The 19399-nt window shown below is 70.7% G+C and carries 22 protein-coding genes, 2 tRNA genes and 1 pseudogene; 17 read left to right on the top strand and 8 right to left on the bottom strand.

Going from position 1 to position 19399, the window contains the following annotated elements; translation table 11 throughout:
- The first annotated feature begins 85 nt into the window (after window positions 1-85).
- The 5 genes from dnaG to DSM104329_RS17530 all read left to right on the top strand — a co-directional run bounded on the left by dnaG (window position 86) and on the right by DSM104329_RS17530 (window position 3900).
- Window positions 86-1927 (top strand): DNA primase, encoded by a 1842-nt coding sequence (gene dnaG, locus DSM104329_RS17550; protein ID WP_259311145.1) that lies wholly within the window; start codon window positions 86-88, stop codon window positions 1925-1927.
- Window positions 1928-2008: 81 nt separating this feature from the next.
- Window positions 2009-2080, top strand: a tRNA-Asn gene (locus DSM104329_RS17545).
- Between the two features lie 211 nt (window positions 2081-2291).
- Complete coding sequence (locus DSM104329_RS17540) at window positions 2292-2987, top strand: hypothetical protein (protein WP_259311144.1); 696 nt, start codon at window positions 2292-2294, stop codon at window positions 2985-2987.
- A gap of 2 nt (window positions 2988-2989) precedes the next feature.
- The gene (locus tag DSM104329_RS17535) at window positions 2990-3406 is read left to right on the top strand and encodes a phage holin family protein (RefSeq protein ID WP_259311143.1); all 417 of its coding nucleotides are present in this window, start codon (window positions 2990-2992) and stop codon (window positions 3404-3406) included.
- Complete coding sequence (locus DSM104329_RS17530; protein WP_259311142.1) at window positions 3370-3900, top strand: DUF3618 domain-containing protein; 531 nt, start codon at window positions 3370-3372, stop codon at window positions 3898-3900. Before DSM104329_RS17535 ends, DSM104329_RS17530 begins: the two co-directional genes overlap by 37 nt.
- A gap of 50 nt (window positions 3901-3950) precedes the next feature.
- Here the strand turns inward: DSM104329_RS17530 and DSM104329_RS17525 are convergent, their stop codons facing one another.
- Entirely contained in the window at window positions 3951-5150 is a 1200-nt protein-coding gene (locus tag DSM104329_RS17525) for a glycosyltransferase (protein ID WP_259311141.1), read from the bottom strand.
- Between the two features lie 8 nt (window positions 5151-5158).
- Entirely contained in the window at window positions 5159-6193 is a 1035-nt protein-coding gene (locus DSM104329_RS17520) for an LLM class F420-dependent oxidoreductase (RefSeq protein WP_259311140.1), read from the bottom strand.
- Window positions 6194-6304: 111 nt separating this feature from the next.
- Between DSM104329_RS17520 and DSM104329_RS17515 the strand changes: the two genes are divergently transcribed.
- On the top strand, window positions 6305-6664 hold the full coding sequence (locus tag DSM104329_RS17515) for a hypothetical protein (RefSeq protein WP_259311139.1): 360 nt from the start codon (window positions 6305-6307) through the stop codon (window positions 6662-6664).
- On the opposite strand, the gene DSM104329_RS17510 is transcribed toward DSM104329_RS17515, so the two are convergent.
- Complete coding sequence (locus DSM104329_RS17510) at window positions 6652-7386, bottom strand: SDR family NAD(P)-dependent oxidoreductase (RefSeq protein ID WP_259311138.1); 735 nt, start codon at window positions 7384-7386, stop codon at window positions 6652-6654. The two genes, DSM104329_RS17515 and DSM104329_RS17510, sit on opposite strands and share 13 nt — an antisense overlap.
- A gap of 63 nt (window positions 7387-7449) precedes the next feature.
- On the opposite strand from DSM104329_RS17510, the gene DSM104329_RS17505 reads away from it, so the two are divergent.
- From DSM104329_RS17505 to DSM104329_RS17475, 7 genes are all read left to right on the top strand, one after another.
- Complete coding sequence (locus tag DSM104329_RS17505) at window positions 7450-8469, top strand: TlpA family protein disulfide reductase (protein WP_259311137.1); 1020 nt, start codon at window positions 7450-7452, stop codon at window positions 8467-8469.
- Window positions 8470-8515: 46 nt separating this feature from the next.
- Window positions 8516-8589 (top strand) — tRNA-Ile (locus DSM104329_RS17500).
- Window positions 8590-8713: 124 nt separating this feature from the next.
- The gene (locus DSM104329_RS17495) at window positions 8714-9691 is read left to right on the top strand and encodes a tyrosine-type recombinase/integrase (protein ID WP_259311136.1); all 978 of its coding nucleotides are present in this window, start codon (window positions 8714-8716) and stop codon (window positions 9689-9691) included.
- Complete coding sequence (locus tag DSM104329_RS17490) at window positions 9622-9948, top strand: tyrosine-type recombinase/integrase (protein WP_259311135.1); 327 nt, start codon at window positions 9622-9624, stop codon at window positions 9946-9948. Before DSM104329_RS17495 ends, DSM104329_RS17490 begins: the two co-directional genes overlap by 70 nt.
- 47 nt (window positions 9949-9995) lie before the next feature.
- Window positions 9996-10328 (top strand): antitoxin Xre/MbcA/ParS toxin-binding domain-containing protein, encoded by a 333-nt coding sequence (locus DSM104329_RS17485; protein ID WP_259311134.1) that lies wholly within the window; start codon window positions 9996-9998, stop codon window positions 10326-10328.
- A gap of 6 nt (window positions 10329-10334) precedes the next feature.
- On the top strand, window positions 10335-10853 hold the full coding sequence (locus tag DSM104329_RS17480; RefSeq protein ID WP_259311133.1) for an RES family NAD+ phosphorylase: 519 nt from the start codon (window positions 10335-10337) through the stop codon (window positions 10851-10853).
- Between the two features lie 34 nt (window positions 10854-10887).
- A complete protein-coding gene (locus DSM104329_RS17475; RefSeq protein ID WP_259311132.1) occupies window positions 10888-11298 on the top strand; it encodes a hypothetical protein in 411 nt (136 codons plus the stop codon).
- Between the two features lie 466 nt (window positions 11299-11764).
- Here DSM104329_RS17475 and DSM104329_RS17470 read toward each other — a convergent pair whose 3' ends face one another.
- A complete protein-coding gene (locus DSM104329_RS17470) occupies window positions 11765-12631 on the bottom strand; it encodes an IS3 family transposase (protein ID WP_259311131.1) in 867 nt (288 codons plus the stop codon).
- Window positions 12632-12869: 238 nt separating this feature from the next.
- On the opposite strand from DSM104329_RS17470, the pseudogene DSM104329_RS29150 reads away from it, so the two are divergent.
- Window positions 12870-12989: pseudogene (locus tag DSM104329_RS29150) on the top strand (AsnC family transcriptional regulator); the annotation flags it as partial.
- 11 nt (window positions 12990-13000) lie between these two features.
- Here DSM104329_RS29150 and DSM104329_RS17465 read toward each other — a convergent pair.
- Together DSM104329_RS17465 and DSM104329_RS17460 are read right to left on the bottom strand one after the other, a co-directional pair.
- Window positions 13001-14665 carry an acyl-CoA dehydrogenase family protein gene (locus DSM104329_RS17465; RefSeq protein ID WP_259311130.1) on the bottom strand — a complete coding sequence of 555 codons (1665 nt, stop codon included), beginning with the start codon at window positions 14663-14665 and terminating at the stop codon, window positions 13001-13003.
- A complete protein-coding gene (locus DSM104329_RS17460; RefSeq protein ID WP_259311129.1) occupies window positions 14662-15423 on the bottom strand; it encodes a TetR/AcrR family transcriptional regulator C-terminal domain-containing protein in 762 nt (253 codons plus the stop codon). The genes DSM104329_RS17465 and DSM104329_RS17460 overlap by 4 nt, the downstream gene beginning before the upstream one ends.
- Before the next feature lie 319 nt (window positions 15424-15742).
- Here DSM104329_RS17460 and DSM104329_RS17455 point away from each other — a divergent pair, with 319 nt between their 5' ends.
- Entirely contained in the window at window positions 15743-16003 is a 261-nt protein-coding gene (locus DSM104329_RS17455; RefSeq protein ID WP_259311128.1) for a hypothetical protein, read from the top strand.
- Window positions 16004-16078: 75 nt separating this feature from the next.
- On the opposite strand, the gene DSM104329_RS17450 is transcribed toward DSM104329_RS17455, so the two are convergent.
- Complete coding sequence (locus DSM104329_RS17450; RefSeq protein ID WP_259311127.1) at window positions 16079-16258, bottom strand: DUF1918 domain-containing protein; 180 nt, start codon at window positions 16256-16258, stop codon at window positions 16079-16081.
- Window positions 16259-16596: 338 nt separating this feature from the next.
- Between DSM104329_RS17450 and DSM104329_RS17445 the strand changes: the two genes are divergently transcribed.
- Both DSM104329_RS17445 and DSM104329_RS17440 read left to right on the top strand, forming a co-directional pair.
- Window positions 16597-17010 (top strand): DUF3224 domain-containing protein, encoded by a 414-nt coding sequence (locus DSM104329_RS17445; RefSeq protein ID WP_259311126.1) that lies wholly within the window; start codon window positions 16597-16599, stop codon window positions 17008-17010.
- Between the two features lie 319 nt (window positions 17011-17329).
- Entirely contained in the window at window positions 17330-17644 is a 315-nt protein-coding gene (locus DSM104329_RS17440; protein WP_259311125.1) for a hypothetical protein, read from the top strand.
- Here the strand turns inward: DSM104329_RS17440 and DSM104329_RS17435 are convergent.
- Window positions 17628-19373, bottom strand: coding sequence for a CocE/NonD family hydrolase (locus DSM104329_RS17435; protein ID WP_259311124.1), 1746 nt, complete (start codon window positions 19371-19373; stop codon window positions 17628-17630). The genes DSM104329_RS17440 and DSM104329_RS17435 overlap by 17 nt on opposite strands.
- Window positions 19374-19399: the final 26 nt, after the last annotated feature.

Raw genomic sequence — 19399 nt, 5'->3', positions numbered from 1 at the left:
GGCGGCGTGCGCCGGCCGCCGGACTCGACGAGCCCACCGCGCGCCGCGCCGCGTCGAGGGGCGGTCCGGGGGATACGCTGGCCGCGTGCCGCGCTACCGCGACGATGCCAAGGAGAAGGTCCGCGACGCGGTCGACTTCGTCTCACTGGTGAGCGCCAAGACCGAGCTGCGGCGCACGTCCGGCAGTGGGTTCATGGGGCTGTGCCCCTTCCACGACGAGCGCACGCCCTCGTTCTCGGTGGATGCCGCCAAGAAGGTCTTCCACTGCTTCGGGTGCGGCGAGCAGGGCGACCTGTTCTCGTTCATCGAGCTGACCGAGGGAGTCGACTTCGTGGGCGCGCTCGAGTTGCTCGCCGACCGGCACGGGATCGAGCTCGAGGTCGAGGACGAGGATCCGGCGGCGGCCGAGCGCCGCCGCGCCCGCGACAGGCTGCTCGAGCTGCTCGACCGCACCGCGACGTTCTACGAGCGGATGCTGTGGGAGGGGCGCGAGGCGGTGCGCGCGCGGAAGTACCTGGCCGACCGCGGGCTGTCCGAGGCGACGCTGCGCGAGTTCCGCGTCGGCTACGCGCCGAGCCGGTGGGACACGGTGTTCCTGCAGTCCCAGAAGGCGGGCTTCCAGGCTCGCGAGCTCTACGACGCCGGCCTCGCGACGCGCGGGCGCGACGGCGGGCGCCTGCACGACTACTTCCGCGGCCGCGTGATGTTCCCGCTGTGCGACGTGCGCGGGCGGGTGCTCGGGTTCGGTGCCCGCGCGCTCAGCCCCGAGCAGCGGCCGAAGTACCTCAACACGTCGGAGAAGCGCGGGCTGTTCCACAAGGGCTCCATCGTCTACGGGGCCCATCTGGCGCGGGCCTCCGCGGCCAAGGCGGGCGTGGTGATCGTCTGCGAGGGCTACACGGACGTCGTCGCGCTGCGCCAGGCGGGGGTGGCGAACGCGGTCGCCTCGATGGGGACCGCGCTGACCGAGGAGCAGATCGTCGAGCTGGGCCGGATGGCGCCGACCGTGCAGCTCGCGCTCGATGCCGACGACGCCGGGCAGGACGCGATGCTGCGCGCGGCGCGGGTCGCGGCGGGGCGGCGACTGGAGCTCCGGGTGGTCCCGCTGCCGGCGGGGCGCGATCCGGCCGACGTCGTGCTGACGGACGGCGCGGACGCGATGCGCTCCCTGGTCGCGCGGTCCGTGCCGTTCGTGCGCTTCCGGGTGGAGCGGACGCTGGCGCTGGGCGACCTGACGAGCGCGGAGGGCAAGGACCGGGCGATCGAGGCGCTGCGGCCGGCGTTCGCGACCCTGGGGGCCAGCGTGCTGCAGGAGGAGCTGGTGGCGATGGTCGCCGATCGGCTGGACATCTCGGCGGAGCTGGCGCGTCGGCTGCTGTACGCGAGGAGCGGGGGCGACGGCGAGAGCCGGCCCGTAGCCGCACCGGCCGGCCGCGGGGTCAACGGCGGCGACGGCGACGGCGACCCGGGGCCGGAGGAGCCGCGCGGGGGGCTGGGGGCGGGCGCGGGGCGTTCGCCGCGCGGCGTGGACCGGCGGACCGCGACCGAGCGCTGGTTTCTCGCCCTGTGCATCGCGCTGCCGGACACGGGCGGCGCCCACCTGGCGGACATCGACCCCGAGAAGCACTTCACGGACGCGCTGAACCGCCGCGCCGCACTGTGGCTGCGCGACCACCTCGCGTCACCGCTCGACGACCTGCCGCCGGACGACGACGAGCTCGCGGCGCTGATACGCGAGCTGGTCGCGCGAGGAGGAGCCCAGACCGTCACGGCGGCGACGCTCGACGTGGAGCGCGTCCAGCTGGAGCTCGCCGTGGTCGAGCGCCAGATCGCCCGCGCTGAGACGGGTCAGCGGGAGGAGCTGGCCCGCCGCCGCATCGTGCTGCGGGCCGAGCTCGACGCCGCGATGGAGCGGTCCCTCGCCTGACCCCATGGGCCCGAAGCAGGGCTCAAGGCGCCCTGACTTCCAGCCGACCACAGGTATGACTACCCTATGGGGGGAGATCGGTCGGGGGTAATTCAATGGCAGAATGCTCGGCTGTTAACCGAGTCGTTGTGGGTTCGAGTCCCACCCCCCGAGCTCACGAGGCCGCCCTCCGGGGCGGCCTCTGTCGTCCAGCACGGTCAACCGCGCTTTCGCCAGCCGGCGCGAAATCGGGATACCCACCCAGAACGGCCCGTTCGCAAACCTTCGTCTCGAACCGTCGTTCGGCATCTGACACGGCCCGTTGAGGGCCTTTTTGCTGGGTAATCAGGCGCCACGGCTCGCAACGACGAAGGGGGAGTGGCCGATGACGGACACCGCCAGCAGGGGACATCCGGGGACCGATCAGGGGCGCCTGGACGAAGCGAAGGAGCAGGTGCAGGAGAAGGCGCAGGAGGTCGGTGGGCAGGCGCGCGACAAGGCGCGTGGCATGGTCGACGAGCGCTCGACGGAGTTCGGCGAGAAGGTCGGCCAGCAGGCCCAGGACGTCCGCTCCATCGCTGAGCAGCTTCGCCAGCAGGGCAAGGAGGGGCCGGCGAAGATGGCCGAGCAGGCGGCCGACCGCGCCGAGCGGCTCGGCTCCTACCTGCGCGACAGCGACGGCCAGAGCATCCTCGACGACGTCGAGCGCATGGCGCGCAACAACCCGTGGGCGGTCGTCGTGGGCGGCATCGCGATCGGCTTCGCCGCCTCGCGCTTCCTGAAGGCGTCCAGCCGCGAGCGCTACCGCTCGAGCGGCGGCGGCAGCTCGAGGGGCCTCACGCAGCTCCCGCGCACGGTCGGCGCCTCGGGCGCCGGTCCGTACGGCGGCGGCAGCAGCGGCGCCGGCGCCGGGGCGTACAGCACGCCGTCGCGTGCCGATGAGGCGGCCGTCCCGCCGCCGGCCGGCAGCACGCCGCTCGCCACCCCGGCGACCAGCGGCGGCACCGCCCCGACGCCCGAGGGCCCGGGCGGCCTCGGTGACCCGGCCACGCCGTCGAGAGACCCGGTGCGGAGCCGCTGACCATGGCCACCGACCACGACGACCTGCGCGAGCAGTCCATCGGCGAGCTGCTCAAGCGGCTCTCCGAGGAGACCGCGACCCTGGTGCGCCAGGAGCTCGAGCTCGCGAAGGCCGAGGCGACCCAGAAGGGCAAGGAGGCGGGTGTCGGTGCCGGGCTGTTCGGCGGCGCCGGCGTCGTCGGCCTCCTCGCTCTCGGGGCACTGACGGCGGCGATCATCCTCGCCCTCGACCTCGCCATGGCGGGGTGGCTGGCGGCGCTGATCGTGGCGCTCGTCTACGGAGCCATCGCCGGCGTGCTCGCCCTCAGAGGCAGGGACCGCTTCAAGGAGGCGGGCCCGCCAGTGCCGGAGCAAACCATCGAAACCGTGAAGGAGGACGCGCGATGGGCCAAGACCCGAGCACGATCCGCGACGAAATAGAACAGACCCGCCAGGAGATGGGCGAGACCATCGACGCGCTCGGGTACAAGGCCGACGTCAAGTCTCGGGCGAAAGAGAACGTCCAGGGGAAGGTCGACAGCGTGAAGGAGAAGATCACCGGGGTCGGGGACTCCATCTCCGGCGCCACACCCGACAGCGACCAGATCAAGGGCCAGGCTCGCAAGGCGGTCGGCATCGCCCAGGAGAACCCCCTCGGGCTCGCCGTCGGCGCCGTCGCGGTCGGCTTCCTCGCCGGCATGCTGATCCCCGAGTCGCGCATGGAGCACGAGAAGCTCGGGCCCATGGCCGACGAGGTCAAGCAGCAGATGCGCGACACCGGACAGGAGGCGCTCGAGCACGGCAAGCAGGTCGCCCAGGACGCGGTGCAGGGCGCCCGCGACGCCGCCCAGGAGTCCGCGGGCGAGCACGCCGGCGAGCTCAAGGACTCGGCCGCCGAGAGCGTCCGTTACACGAAGGAGCAGGTCAGCAGCTAGACCGCCGGCGTCACGGCGTCACGGCGTCACGGCGTCACGGCGTCACGGCGTCACGACGTCGCGCGCGGCGCGGGTGCGAATGCCTCCACGAGGCTCGCCGCCCGCGCCGCGCCGTCGTGCTCGGCCGCCCACGTCTGCAGTTGCCGCGCGCGGGCCCGCAGCGTCGGCTCGCGCATTGCCCGCCGAACGGCCAGTCGGACAGGCTGCGCCGCCGCGAACCGCCGCGGCAGCCGGACGCCCGCGCCGGCCCAGTCCACCCGGGCGGCGTTCTCGTTCATGTCGCCGCCCGCCGGGCAGCACACGACCGCGCACCCGCTGCTCAGCGCGCGCACGACCGTGCCGTGCCCGCCGTGGCAGACGACCACGTCGCACGCGGGCATCGTCCGCGCGTAGCTCACCCATTCCACGAGCCGCGCGTTGTCCGGGAGCTCCAGCGGCTGCTCGAGCGGCCGCCGGTTCGTCGTCGCCAGCACCCGCACGGGCTCGTCCGCGAGTCCCTCGACCGTCGCCCGCAGCAGCCGATGCGACGGGTCCTGCACCGTGGACGGCGCGACGAGCACGAGCGGGCCGTCGCCCGGGGGCAGCTCGACGTCGCCGAACGGCTGCTCCCACTGCAGCGGGCCGACGACGTGCGTGCTCGCCGGCCATGCCCGCGGATACTCGAGCTGCGGGAACGTCGCGACGAGCGCCAGCCGGTCGCTGATCCCGCCGTGCACCCGGTCGAGCGCGGGCAGCCCGAGCCGGCGGCGCGTCTCGTTGAGCTCCCGGCGGCCGAGCTCGACGCCCCGCCGCACCACGCGATCGAGCTCGCGCCACAGCGCGCGCCCCGCCGCCGTCCGCGGCAGACGCGCTCCCATCGAGTACGGCGGGAAGCCGTCGGCGCCGCGCGGGTCGACGTGGGGGATGAGCGTCGCGACCGCCAGCCCGAGCCGCTCGCCCGCGAGCGCCGGCGCGAGCGTGAGGATGTCGGCCACCACGGCATCGGGGCGCGCGGCCTCCAGTTGCGGCATCGAGTCGTGCGTCGCGCGCACCACCGCTTCGTAGGGCTTCAGAGGCCGCTCGAGCGTCGGGAACACGTGGTACTCCGGCGCGGGTGCGAAGCGCATGCCCTCGCGCTCGACGTGCGCCTGCCACTTCACCCACGTCTGCAGCGTCACGTCGTGGCCGCGCGCCGCGAGCTCGCGGCCGAGCGCGATCATCGGGAATGCGTGCCCGGGGTCGCCGAACGCGCCGAGGAACAGCCGCGCCACGCAGGGCCTCAGCCCGCGAGCTCGGCCAGCGTGCGCAGCTGCGAGAGCCGGTCGTCGCGGGTGAACGCGAACGGCGACACGCCGAGGGTGCCGACGCCCGCCTCGCGGTAGGCGTCGAGCCGCTCGCGCACCTGCTCGGGCGGCCCGACGAGCGCGATCTGGTCGATGAGCTCGCCCGGGATCGCCGCTGCCGCCTCCTCCTTGCGGCCGTCGAGGTAGAGGTCCTGGATCCTGATCGCGGCGTCCTCGTAGCCGTAGCGGCGCACGATCTGGTTGTAGAAGTTCTGCTTGCGCGAGCCCATCCCGCCGACGTACAGCGCGATGAACGGACGCAGCGCGTCGCGGGCGGCCTCGACGTCGTCGCTGATGTTCAGCTGGACGGTGGGGGCGATGTCGAAGTTCTCGAGCGTGCGCCCGGCGCGTGCGGCGCCCTCCTCGAGGTTCTCGCGCAGGACGTTCATGTGCTCGGGCGCGACGAGGGTCGGCAGCCAGCCGTCGGCGATCTCGCCCGCCAGCGCCGTGTTCTTCGGCCCGATCGCCGCAAGGTAGATCGGCATGTCGTCCTGCACCGGCGCGATCGTCAGCTTCAACGCCTTGCCCGGCCCGTCGGGCAGCGGCAGGTCGATCGTCTCGCCGTGAAACTCGAGCCGTTCGCGCGCCAGCGCCTTGCGCACCACCGCGACGTACTCGCGCGTGCGCTGCAGCTGCCGGCCGAAGCGCACGCCGTGCCAGCCCTCGCTGACCTGCGGCCCGCTCGACCCGATCCCGAGCAGCATCCGCCCGCCCGACAGCTGGTCGATCGTCGCCGCGGTCATCGCCGTCATCGCCGGCGAGCGCCCGGGCATCTGGAAGATCGCCGCGCCGAGCTTGATCGTCGTCGTCAGCCCCGCCAGCCAGCCGAGGACGGTCGCGGCGTCGGAGCCGTACGCCTCCGCGGTCCAGACCGAGTCGTAGCCAAGGCGCTCGGCCTCCTGGACGATCGCGAGCTGGTCCGCGGAGGTCAGTCCGAGGCCCCAGTAGCCGATATGCACGCCGAGCTTCATCGCTTGAACATCTCCTTGCGGAGGCAGGAGAATCGGCACTCTATGCGCCGCAGTGCCCGTGAGGATCTCCGGCTGGCCGTCAGGTGTCTGCCCCGGCACACGCGTGTCGCGATGCTCGAGGGCATCCGGTCCAACGACATCATCTCCGGCGCCTACACCGACCGGAGCGGCGGCGTCTGCCCGATGCTCGCGGCGCATCGGGCGGGTGGCCGCACGGACTTCATCGCGTTCGCGCACGCGTGGGACCGTTTCGCCCGCGCGCGCCGCCCGCGCCGCGCCACCAGGCGCGAGCTGCGGACCCTCGAGGGTCTCCTGCAGGCGACGATGGTCGACGACGCGGACTTCGACGGCGCCATCGCGGACCACCAGCGCACGGCGCGCGAGCGGCGTGCGCGGGAGGCGCAGGCCACCGGTTGGGGCTGGCTGGCGGGCGCGGAGGAGACCGCGCCGGCGCCGGACTACATCGCCTGACCGATCTTGAAGCCGGTCTGCTCGAAGATCAGCTCGGGCACCGTGCAGCCGGGCGAGAGGTTCAGCAGCGGGCGCACCAGGGCGACGATGTCGCTCGTCTGGACCATCTGATCGGTGGAGACCTGGCCCGCGAGGAAGTCGGTCATCGGCGTGTCCACGAACGCCGGGCACAGCGCGGTGGACTTGATGTAGCGCTCGCCGAGCTCCTTGTTCATCGCCTCGGTGAAGCCGACGACGGCGTGCTTCGTGGCGGAGTAGACCGAAAGCCACGCCTCGCCGCGCTTGCCCGAGATCGACGACGTGTTGATGACGAGCGCGTTCTTGTGCTCCGCGGCGGCCGCCTCGAGCAGGTCGAGCGTCTCGCGGTAGAAGAGCGGGATGTGGCGGAAGTTCGCTCCGAGCTGCAGGTCGAGCATCTTCGTCGACAGCTCCCCGATCGCCTGGCCGGCGCCGACGCCCGCGTTGTTGACGAGCACGTCGAGGCGGCCGAAGCGCTCGCGGTGCCTGGCGACGACCTCCTTGACGACCTCCTCGTCCGCCACGCTCCCGGCGACCGCCTCAACCTCGTAGCCCTTCGCGCGCAGCGCCTCGACGGCCGGCTCGAGCTTCTCCGCGCGCCGGCTGTTGACGGTCAGGGCGTAGCCCTCGGAGCCGAGCATCTCGGCGAGGGCGTTGCCGATTCCGGTCGACGCTCCGGTGACGATGGCGGCGCGATCGGGCATTTCAGGGTCTCCTCGGGGTCATCTGGCGGATTCGCGCATCAAACCACCTATCGTCTCGGCTTCATGCGTCGCGTCCTGCCGCTCGTTGTGGTTCTCGCTGCGCTGTTCGTCGTGGGTTGCGGCTCGAACGGCGACAGCTCGGAGCCGCCGCCGACCCCCCAACCGTCCGCTCGCGCCGAGGACTTCCCGGCCGCGAAGGGCAAGACCCTGATGAGTCTGCGCGAGGGGCTGCCGAAGGGCCCGATCCTCGCGCCGACCACCGCGGCGTCCCTGCACGTGGGCGAGAACCGGGTGGCGTTCGCCCTGCGCGACCGGGCGAACAAGCTGCTGAGCGGGGCCGACGTCGCCCTCTACACGACCGACCACGACGGCGGCAACGTCCGGGGTCCGTATCTCGCCCACACCGAGTCGCTGAAGGTCAAGCCGCAGTTCGAGTCGCGCAACACGGCACAGGACCCCGAGGCGGCCAAGACCATCTACGTCGCCGAGGTGCCCATCCCGCGGTCGGGCAAGCGGGTCATCACCGGCGTCGCCCGGCTCGACGGCCGGGTCGTCGCGACCACCGGCTTCGAGCTCACGATCCCACGCAAGGGCCAGAAGGGCCTGCCGCCGGAGGTGGGCGACAAGGCGATCGACGTCCACACCCCGACGATCACGTCCGTCGGCGGCGACGCGGCGAAGATCTCCACGCGCGTGCCGCCCGCCGAGCCGATGCTGCAGACCGACCTGCATTCCGTGCTCGGCAAGAAGCCGGTCGTCCTGGTGTTCGCGACGCCCCAGCTGTGCCAGAGCCGCATCTGCGGCCCGGTCGTCGACGTCGCGATGCAGGTCCAGTCCGACTACGGCGACAAGGCGACGTTCATCCAGCAGGAGATCTACAACAACAACCGCGTCGACGACGGCTTCACGTCGCAGGTCAACGACTGGCGGCTCCCGACGGAGCCGTGGATCTTCGTCATCGACCGGGAGGGGCGGATCGCGGATCGCTTCGAGGGCGCGGTCTCGGTCGGCGAGCTCGAGCGCGCGGTGGCGAAGGTCACGAAGGACCCGTCGTCCAAGGACACCTCGTCGAAGAACACCTGACCGTGACGGGTTGCCGGCCCGTCCGCCGCTAGGCTCGGCGGGCCGCGGGCCGGTAGCTCAGTTGGTCAGAGCAGCGGACTCATAATCCGTCGGACGCAGGTTCGAGTCCTGCCCGGCCCACTAGATATTTGGCTTTCCAGGGCCAGGCTCTCGAACATCCGTCGAGAAATCGGCGCCGCGGTTCCCCACTGCGGTTCCCTAAATGCCTTCCAGGGAACCGCAATCGCCTCCTTGGGAACCACGCGTGAGACCCTCGGGACACCTCCAGGTCTACGAGACCAGCGAAGGCCGGCGGTTCGTCGCGCTGTGGCGCGACGCGACCGGCAAGCGCCACAAGAAGCGCCTGGGGAAGGCGTGGGTCAAGCAGTACGGGACGACGGACCGCGGAGCGCCGCGCTGGCGAGGAGCCCACGGACCGAAGCCTGAAGGGGACTGGCTGACGCCGCGCGAGGCCCAGGACCAGCTGCAGCTGCTGCTGGCCGACCTGGTGATCAACCCGCCGCCTCCGCCACCCAAGCCGACGGTGAGCTTCGAGGTCGCCGTCGACGAGTGGCTGTGCTACGTCCAGTACGACCGCGAGCGCGCGCCGACGACGGTGCGCGACTACCGCAACACGGCCTACAACCAACTGGTCCCGCACTTCGGCGCCGAGCGACTGGTCAACACGATCACGACCGATGACATCGACGCGTACCGCGAGCAGGTCCTCGCGGGTGGGCGCCTGGCTCGACGGACGTTGCAGAAGCACATGGTGATGCTGCACGCGATCCTCAAACGGGCCAAGCGGCGCAAGTGGGTCGAGTACAACGCCGCCGCTGATGCCGAGCGGATCACGTTCAAGCGCTCCGGCGAGTTCAACGTCCTGACGTCGGCGCAGGTCGACGCGGTCGCCGCCGCGGCGGCCGGCGAGTTACTCCGGACGATCATCGTGGTGGCCGCGTACAGCGGATTACGCATGGGTGAGCTGCGGGCCCTGCGGTGGCGCGACGTCGACTTCGCCAAGCGGTCGCTGTTCGTGCGGCGCAACTTCACCGGTGGGGAGGAGCGCGCGCCGAGGTCGGGCAAGGTCCGGTCGGTGCCGATGGTCGACCAGGCGCTTGTAGCCCTGGACGCGCTCAGTCGGCGCGAGGCCAACGTTGCCCGGACAGCCTCGTGTTCTGCGACGAGTGGGGCCGGCACCTCCAGGACTACACGATCCGCAACGGCTTCTACGACGCACTGACGGAGGCCGGGCTCGGATCGCTGCGCACCGGGGAGGACCCGATCGTCTTCCACGACCTGCGGCACACGTTCGGCACGCTCGCCGTGCAGGCGTTCCCACTGACCGACGTGAAGGCGTACATGGGCCATGAGGACGTCAGCACGACGATGATCTACGTGCACCACGTTCCCCGGTATGACGCGGCTGACAAGCTGTCGGCGCTCCTGCGCCGAGAGACCGAACCAATGTCCATGGAGCCGAATCGAGCGATTGGCTAGTCGCGGAATCCTGCGGGAATCACGACGGAGAAGGTAGGATCTGTCCTGTGAGTGCCCTCCTCACCGAAGCGCAGCGCGTCCACGACGCCCGTCACCTCAGCGATCGATTGATTGCCGAGGCCACCGGTGCCGCGCCGAGCACGGCGCGCGATTGGCTGGCCGGCCGCAGTGTTCCGACGGGCTCGCGCGCCGATCGGCTGATCGAGCTGGTCGAGATCACCGATCGCTTGGCGCGGGTGATGGATCCGGAGTACATCCCGATCTGGCTGTCGCGCCCGCTGGAGGTCCTCGACGATGACAAGCCGATCGAGCGTCTCGCACAGGGCGACTACCGCTCGGTCGCGCAGCTGATCGGCGAGATCGAGTACGGCGTTACCTGAGCCGCGGTGCTCGACGTCGATCCCGTGCCGGTCGCGTGGCAGGCGGTTCGCCACAGCCCGCACCCGTCCGAACTGCTCGGCCGACCGGCCCGGCCGACGGATGGCCGGTGGCTGCGCGCGGCCGTCGCCAGCGGCCTGTATCTCGCCGACGAGCCAGACACGGCGGTCGCCGAGTGGTACCGCCTGCTCGCCGAGCGCGGGATACCGCCGCGCTTCGGTGTCCCGTTTGAGCTGCACGTCTGGAGCGTCGACGTCACGCTGGCCGACCTGAGCTCGCCGGACCGTCCCGCGCGCGTCGGCCTGGAACGACCCCGGCCGAGCCGTCGCACGTGGTCCGCTTATCAGGACGTCGGCGACCAGCTGCACGCCGAGGGCTGGGCAGGCTTGGTCGCTCCGAGCGCCGCTCGACCTGAGGGACGCATCGCGTGCCTGTTCTGTGAGTCGTGGCCGCCGGCGGGAGCGGAGCCGATCTCTCGATCGACGGTGGCCGACGTCCCACCGCCGCCGACCGGGATGACGACCTGACAGCTGGCCGACCGGGGTTCTAGGCTCGTCGTTGATGCGAGCCGAGCACGACAGGGAGGCCGACGCGCTCTCGATCGATCTGGTCCAGGCCGAGCACTGGGACGGCGCCGACGAGCCGATCGACGACTCGTACTGCCAGGTCGCGCTGGCGGATAGGCGGTCGGCCAACATCGAGTTGCTCAACCCAGAGGGTCATCTCGAGCTGCTCGACCGCGTCGCGGAGCGGGACGGACTCGACCGCCAGGCGCTGCGTGGGGCGGCCCGTGCCGCGCTCGAAGCGCCAGACCGCGTCGTCGAGCTGGACGTCTCGCCCGCGACGCAGCCGTGCGCTCTTATTGGGAGATCGCCGCCAAACGTCCCGGCGGAGCGATTGGCGCTGCCATCGCAGCGGCCGAGAAGGCGCCTCGGACACTGCCGCGCGATCCGGCATCGCGCCAGGCGTTGATCGAGGTCGGCGAGCGGCCCGAGCGCCTCGGTCCTCCAGGCACTCCCCGCAAGTACGCCTAACCGCCGCTACGGCGTCCAGCCGAGCGCGATCGTCTTGTCGCGGGTGTCTCGAGGCGCGTTGAACCCGATACCCCCTGCCCCGACTCGGGGTACCAGCGGTGGTTGGTGCGACTGCAGATGACGGGTGTACGGCTCGAGCATCGGTCGGTCGTTGGTCAGCAGCCGCACCGTCGCTTTGTCGGCCGGTGACCCGGACGCCGCGCACAATCACGTACGGCGGCGGGAAGCCGAGCACCGCCGCTTCTTCAGGCGTCGCGTCGCCGTCGTCCAGTGGCTGCATGGCCGGCCTAACCGAGCGAGCGCGCCGCAGCGAGGTTCACGCGCGCGCCGCGCGCGAGGGGAGCGAAATCTCGTTCTCGCGCTTGAGCTCGGCGGCGGTCTTGGCGCCGGAGCGCAGCGCGCCCTCATCTCGGGCTGGAGTTCCCCCGCTTTGACGGGCCGTTGCGCCGCCGGATCGCCATGCCGAGCGCGTTGAGCACCAGTGTCGTGGTCTGGGTGCTGTCGACGGCCCAGCCGACGACGAAGCGCGAGAAGGCGTCCAGCACGACGCAGCAGTAGATCTTGCCTTCGCGCGTGGGGTGCTCGGTGATGTCGGTCATCCACAATTGGTCGGGGTGATCGCGGCGGAACTGGCGGCCGACGAGGTCCAGCGATGTGACCGTGGCGAGCTTGGCGCCCTTGGGCAGCCGTCGTGTGGGTAGGCCTTTGATGCCGAGCTCGCGCATGATCAGCGACACGGCGTTGTGGCCGACGTGAATGCCGCGCCCGTGGTTGAGCTCCGCTGTCACGCGCAGCGCGCCGTAGGTGCCGCCTGAGGCCTTGTGGACGTCGGCGATCTCGCCAGCCAGCCAGATGCGTCGCAGCTGCCGCGGTGATGTCGGACGGTCCTTCCAGGCGTAGTAGCCCGACGGTGAGACGCCGAGGGTCCGACACGCGTGTTGGACGTCGATGCCCTGCCCGGTCAGAGCGTCGATCACCGGGTAGAGGCTTTTGGGGCCAGGTCTTGATCGAGGAAGATCTCGTTGACTTTGCGAGCGACGGCCAGCTCGGTTTCGAGCTGCCGGATTCGTTGTTTCGCGGCGGCGAGCTCGATCGCTTGGTCGGTCGTCAGGCCAGCCTGTTCGCCACGGTCGATCTTGTCCTGGCTTGACCCAGTTGTAGATCGTCGCCTCGGTCATCCCGAACGTCTTGGCGAGCTGCTTGACGCGTGTCCCGGCGCGCGCGAGCTCGACGACCTGGCGACGGACTTCGGGTGGGTAGCTGCGGGGCATCGTGTCCTCCGGACTGCCGGCAGGACTCTAGAACCGCGACTCCACGGAAGCGGGGTCAGATCACTGTGCGAAGGAGCGGGGGAACTCCAGTCCCGCTGCGATCAGCGAACTCGAGCTGCATGCGCCGATGCGACCGTGAGACGTCGCCGTGGCGCCGCGCCGACGTCGGCGCGCTCGACGGGCAGCGCGGCGCGCTCGCACAGCACGAACCGCTGACGCTCGCCGGTGGGGACAGTCGGATCTTGACGCTTACCGCCGCATCTACGACGAGCAGCTGGCGGCACTTCCACGGGAGCAGCGACTGACGTCGACGCTGGTGATGAAGGACGTCGTAGGCGCGCGCGGGCTCCCGCTCTGACGCGCGCTTCGTCAGGCGAGTCGGGCGAAGTCGATGATCGCCTGGAAGTCGAGGCCGCGGAGCGTGCCGTAGACCGGGCCCCAGCCGGAGCCCAGGCGCGAGGCGATGAACGCGTCGGCCACGACCGTCGGCGCGTGCTCGACCAGGAGCGCGGCTTGGACGGCGAGGGCGATACGAGTGACGAGGTACCGCGCGGTGTCCTCGGGCGCGAGGACCAGCTCCTCGATCTCGGCGAGGGCGTCGGCCAGCAGCGGGTGTTCGGCGGCAGCGGGGCGGATCACGTCGCGCACCGGTGCGAAGGCCTCGGGGTGGCGGGTCAGGACGCGCCCGACGTCCATCACCATCATGTTCGAGGTGCCTTCCCAGATCGCGTTGAGCGGCGCCTCCCGGTAGTAGCGGGGGCAGGGGTGTTCCTCGATGTAGCCGTTGCCGCCGATGGACTGGATGACCTCCTCGGTCACGCTCGGGACGCGCCGGCAGTTCCAGTACTTCGCCACGGGTGTGAGCAGGCGGCGGAGCAGCTTCTCGGCGGGGTTGTCCGGGGCGTCCTCGGCTCGCGCGACGCGGAAACCGAGGTGCGCCGCGGCGGCCCATTCCAGCGCGAGGTCGGCGAGCACGGGCGCTTGGATCGGCAGCTGCGACAGCGGCGAGCCGAACGCGCTGCGGTGGTCGTTGTAGTAGAGCGCTTGGGACAGCGCGGCGCGCATCAGGCCAGCGGAGCCGACGGCGAAGTCAAGCCGCGTGTACTCGGCGGATGAGAGGATCGTCCGGACGCCCTTCCCTTCCTCGCCGACGAGGAAGGCGTGCGCGTCGTGGTACTCGATCTCCGACGACGCGTTGGCCTTGTTGCCGAGCTTGTCCTTGAGGCGGTTGATCCGGATGCGGTTGAGGCTGCCGTCGGGCAGGCGCCGCGGGATCAGCAGGCAGGAGACGCCGCCCTGGGTCTGCGCGACGGTCAGGTAGGCGTCCGACATCGGCACCGACGCGAACCATTTGTGCCCGTTGACGAGGTACGCCTCGCCCGGGCCGCGCGGTCCCACCGGCCGCGCGACGGTGACGTTCGCCCGCAGGTCCGAGCCGCCGTGCTTCTCGGTCATGAAGTAGCCGATCGTGCCGGCGGTCTTGCGCTCTACCGGAATGTCGGCAGGGTCGTAGCCCTCGGCCTCGAGCGCCCGGGCCCAGGGCGCGAGCTCCGACTGGCTGCGCAGGATGGGGATCGACGCGTACGCCATGCCGATCGGACACGCCGTGGACCCATCGATCTGGTTCCACAGGTAGGAGAGCACCGCGCGGGCCGCGTGAGCGCCCGACTGGTCGGTCGTCCACGCCAGCGAGTGCACGCCGCTACCGAACCCCAACGCCATCAGCTCGTGGTAGGCGGGGTGGAAGTCGACGTCGTAGACCTCGTTGCCCAGCCGGTCCAGGGTGCGCAACTGGGGGAGGTTGCGTTCGGCGTCGCGGGCGAGCTTGAGCACCCGCGGGTCCCACACATGATCGCCGAGTTGCTCGGCGCGGTCCCAGGCCCACGGCGCGTGCTGCTCGATAACGCCCGAGGCGATGATGTCCGCAGAGAAGGCGTTGACGCCGTTGAGGTCCGAGATCAGGTTGTCCGGGACGGGACGTTGCTGCGCGAACGGGTCGCGCGTGTGCTCGTGGTCAACGACACCCGTCGTCATGTCTCGATCTCCGATCTCGGGTTCTTGGCTTGGACGTCGTAGAGGTTCAGGACCAGCTGCACCGTCGCCTCGGCGGTGGCGGGTCGGAAGGCGGATCCGAATGCGGCCCGCTCGAGCGTGACGCCGAGCAGCGCGGCCCAGAAGCCGCGCGCTTCCGCTTCCGCGCTGGCGCGCAGCCGCCAGCCGCGGGCCACGAGGTTCTCCACCACGGCGCGCTCGCCCTCACGATGCAGGCGCTCGAAGGCGTCCGTGACCCGCGCTGCCAGCTCCGGACGCATGCGGACCAGCAGGACAGCCTCGGCGAAGAACAGCAACGCCTCCGAGTCGAGCGCGGTTCGTACGAGCGAGCGGACATAGGAGGCCGGTGTCCGCGTTCGCGCCGCCGCCCGTTCGACCTCGCTGGCGAGATGAAGGACGTCGCGGCACGCTGCCTCCACGAACAGCGCCTCCTTGGTGCCGAAGTAGTAGCCGAGTTGGCTCGGGAACACGCCGGCCTCGTGCGCGATGTCCGGCTTGGAGACTCCGGCGATGCCTCGCTCGCAAAACAGGCGGCTCGCCGCGACGAGGATCGCGCGGCGTGTCTCCTTGCCGGCCGCGTATCGACCGCGCTTGGTCGGCTGTCCGTCTGTCGCGTCGACGGCGCGCTGAGTGCTGGCCTCAGAGACCGGTACGTTGCGTGCCACCCCCCCAACTATGGCCGGACCGACCAAATTGTCAAGACCGAATTTGCTGATGCGACCAACTTTCGGATCGAGCATTCGGGTTGTCCGGCTTGAGCAGCGCCGTCGCACGACAGCAGTCGCGCTCAGTCGAAAGGCTCGTGTCGCTGCCGGTGACCTCGCCGCACCCGTGAGCAGTAGCCGAGCCAACACAGCCTCGATCGGGCCGAGAGGCCGTCACCGAGCGGTCAGAGCACGGGCGCGGTCGTTGAGGATCGAGTCCGCCGGCAGGCCGTGTCGGAGTGCCTCAAGCGCTTCGGGCGGAGCCTCGGCAGCATCCGCTGTGTGGCCGAGCGGCACTGCTCACTTCGGCTGCCACCGGCAGCGAGCCGCCGGCTGCTGCAGAGTGCTGCTTCCCATGCGGGTTCACTTCCTGTCCCCGCCGTCCTACGGCAGTTGGCTGCACGAACTCATCTACGACCGAATTGAACTCCGACGCGCTTGCCGGCCGGGCGCCCGGTGGCTGCCGTGCGACCGCTGGGTGGTGCTCCACTGGGCGCCGTATGACGAGCGCAACCTGTCCGGCATGCGCCGCGAGGACCCGCCGCTCGTTGTGATCGTCGGATGGCTCGCCGCGAGCCGAAACGCCGACAATCGCACGCGAACCCTGTTCGTCTGAGCCGTTCAGGCCCAAGTGCCTGAATCCCTCCCGATCTACCTCCTTTCACCCCGTTCGCGTACCGGTGCCGACGGACTACCGGCTCGGGTGCAGCGCGCCGGCCGACGGCGTGTAGATCGACTCGTGGCCGTCGTCCCAGCTGATCCGGTACCGGGGGTGTTGCTCGTCGCCCAGTACGGCGAGCACTGTTCCGCGCCGCGGAGCTCGATCGACGGACTCGGCCTCGGCGGTCACGCGGTCTGCGACATTCAGCACGACGTCCCTCCCTTCAACGGTCTCTCGGTCTGAGCGTAGCTCGCGGCAGCGGCGGCGTCGAGGGTCCCGCTGACCGCGCGGCTGCTCGTCGACGGCGCCGCTGCTCATCCTCGTCCGCCTCCCGCCCCGCGCGGCGGAGCGCCATCATCCGGGAGGCCCTGAACCGTGAAGTTCTCGCCGAACTGGCCGTTGACGACCAACGTGGGTCCGACCGCTCCCTGGAGCGCTCCCAGAACTCTTGATACCTTCGAACCAAGCCATTCGCCGCTTGGGAGGCGCTGATGCGACATCGTCGCAGTTGGACAGCCGTTCTGCTGGTCTGCGGGCTGCTCCTTTCCATGGTCCTCGGAGCCGGGCTCGCCTCCGCGGCGCCGCGGCGCGACGCCGCCGGAGCGATCCACGTCGTGAGCAACGTCGTCGACGCCTCCAGCCAGGCGGGACGCAACACCAAGATCGAGGCGACCGCCCACGTCGTGTTCACCGGGAACTTCGCGGGCACGGCCGTTGAAATCTACTCGGCCGTCATCCATCCGTCGGGAAAGACGAACCTCCACGGCCGCGGGTTCTTCACCGGGACCGTCGATGGCCGGACCGGCACCTTCGAGTACGTCTTCCACGGAGACGAGAACGGCGGCATGATCGTCATCGACCACGCGAGCGGTGGGCTCTCGGGCCTCAGCGGCCAGGCGCGGTACGAGCCGGTCGGCCCCGCCGACTTCACGTACTCCGGTCACTTCCAGTTCGCGCCGTAGCAGCGGCGGGGTCCGAAGGGCCCGTTTCCGCATCAGCCGAGAGCAGCGCCAGCAGTAGGAGTCCGATCAAGCGTCGCCAGCCCGGGAGCAGGCACGGACGCGTAGGCATGGAACTGCGCGAAGAGGCGCTCGTCGATAGTCACTTGCCCGGATAACTGGCCGACGTGAGAACGGCCGCGCCTCGGGTGAAGAGCGCGGATCGGGTTACGGTCCGGGCGGGTGGTCGCGGGCCGGGTAGATGCTGTCAGGCGGCCGGGAGGGCGAGGGTGTCGAGGTTGTAGGCGAGGATCGCCCAGGCCGCCCAGGTCAGCGTGCCGCGGTGACCTTTGGGTCGGGATCGTTTGAGGCCGTCGCGGCGCTTGAGATGGCTGAGGCGGCCCTCGATGCCGACCCGGAACTTGGCGAGGCGGCGGTCGGTGCGTTTGGAGCCGGCCGATTGGCGACCGGCGACGAAGACGCGTTCGGGACCGGGCAGTTGCTCGGCGACGCCGATCGGGAAGAAGCCGCCGTCGAGTGCGAACTCACGCGGTTCGCGACGGCCTCGCCTACCGCGGGGCCATTGCGTGATCCGTGCAGTACAGCGGCGTCGGCGGGCGCGAACCCCGGCTGCGGGCCGATCAGCGTCGTCGGTTGATCGTCGGTAGCTCGACGAACGAGGGACGCTGCGCGTCGCAGAACACCTGCTGGGCGGCGACGAGAAGGCCGTCGGCGTCCAGGGACCATTCGCCGGTGCCCGGGTTGCGGTCATAGCGGGGGAAGTCGCTCGACATCACGAGGACGCAAAGACGGTGACCCGCGTCGAACACCATCGCGGTCGACAACAGGTCGATCTCGTAGCGGACCGGTTCGTATGGCTGGATCGGACGCGGAGCGGCCCACGACGAGTCGCGAAGGCTTGCGCGGACTATCCCGTCACAGACGTTGAACGTGCGCCCGTCCGGATGGACGTCGCACAACTTGATGACCCAGTCGGCGTCGCGGGCGCTCGTCGCGGCCCACAGCTCGGCGCGGACGCGTCCGATCACCTCGAGCGCCTGGTCGAGGACCTCGGAGGTGAACACGAGCACATCGGGGCGCGTCAGCAGGTCCGCCTGTGACGCGGAGCCCCGCCGGTGGTCAAGGGGCAGCAACGTGGCGCCGCCGATCGTCGGCACCGGGTCGGCCGGGTCGTGGACGTAGGTACGTGCGCGGGCGCCGGAATCGGGCGCCCGCGGCGAGAGCCCGGCGTCGGAGTGAAGGTGCCAGCGCGTCGCGACGGCGCGCGCGGGCGGCCACTCGGTTTCGTCCTGCCAACGGTTGCGCCCCATGACGAAGATTCGCACCGGCGCCTCGTCCTCGGCCGGCGCACCCTTCAACCAGCGGTCGAACCACCGCAGGTGGAGCGTCGTCAGGTCCTCACGCAGATCCATGGCGAGCCCCGAGGCCCGCGTACCGAAGTCCACCTCGGTCGCCGCACTCATGTGCAACCCCGCGCCGTGAACCCATGGACCGACCACCAGCCGCGTGTGCTCTCGAGCCTGCGGGGTCGCGGCGTTCGCCCGCATGGCAGTGAAGTGCGCGAGATCCGACTCGAGCAACGGGTCGTGCCAGCCCGCGATGATCAGTGCGGGAACGCCGATCTGCGCGTGCCGGCCCTCGATCGACCGCTGCCGGTGGAAATCGTCGCCGCGCGCCCGATGCTCGAAGACGTCGTAGATGTACGGGAGAAACGGATCGTCGGGCCGACCCGCCGGCAGCGACCGCGGGGGAAGCGCGCTCGCCATCGTCGCGAAGTCGTCCATGTGCTCGACGAGGTCGGCGAACGCCGCCATCCGCTCGCCTGGGTCGGACTTCGCCTCCGCCCGCAGCAGCGCGTTCGGGCCGATCACCCGGACCGACCAATTGGCGTGCATGCCGAGCTGGAAGGCGCCTCCTCGCCAGAAGACGCGGTGCGTGGCGTTCGGCGCCTGGCTCGGCGCGATGGTACGGAGCGCCGGCGGCGCCTCGACTGCCGCCGCCCACGCCGTGAAGCCGTGGTACGACGTGCCGTACACGCCGACCGCACCGTTGGACCAAGGCTGCCTCGCCGCCCACTCAACCGTGTCATGGCCGTCGGCGAACTCGTCGACAAAGGGCGCGTGAACGTCTCCCTCGGACGCGAACCGCCCGCGAACGTCCTGCTGAACCACCACGTAGCCCGCCTCCACCGCCCGAAACGAATCCATCGTCATGAAGGTGATCTGCGCGAAGTTCTTGTCGTACGGCGTCCGGAAGACCAGAACCGGATGACGGCCGTCGCCGTCGGGCCGAAACACGTTTGCGCGCAGCATGCAGCCGTCGCGCATGGCGCACGGCACATCACGCTCGACCAGGATGCGGCTCACCGGCCACGGAGCGTTGCACAGAGCCC

The sequence above is a fragment of the Capillimicrobium parvum genome, from assembly GCF_021172045.1.
Classification (GTDB): Bacteria; Actinomycetota; Thermoleophilia; order Solirubrobacterales; family Solirubrobacteraceae; genus Capillimicrobium; species Capillimicrobium parvum.
This window is presented reverse-complemented; position numbering and strand designations above follow the sequence as displayed.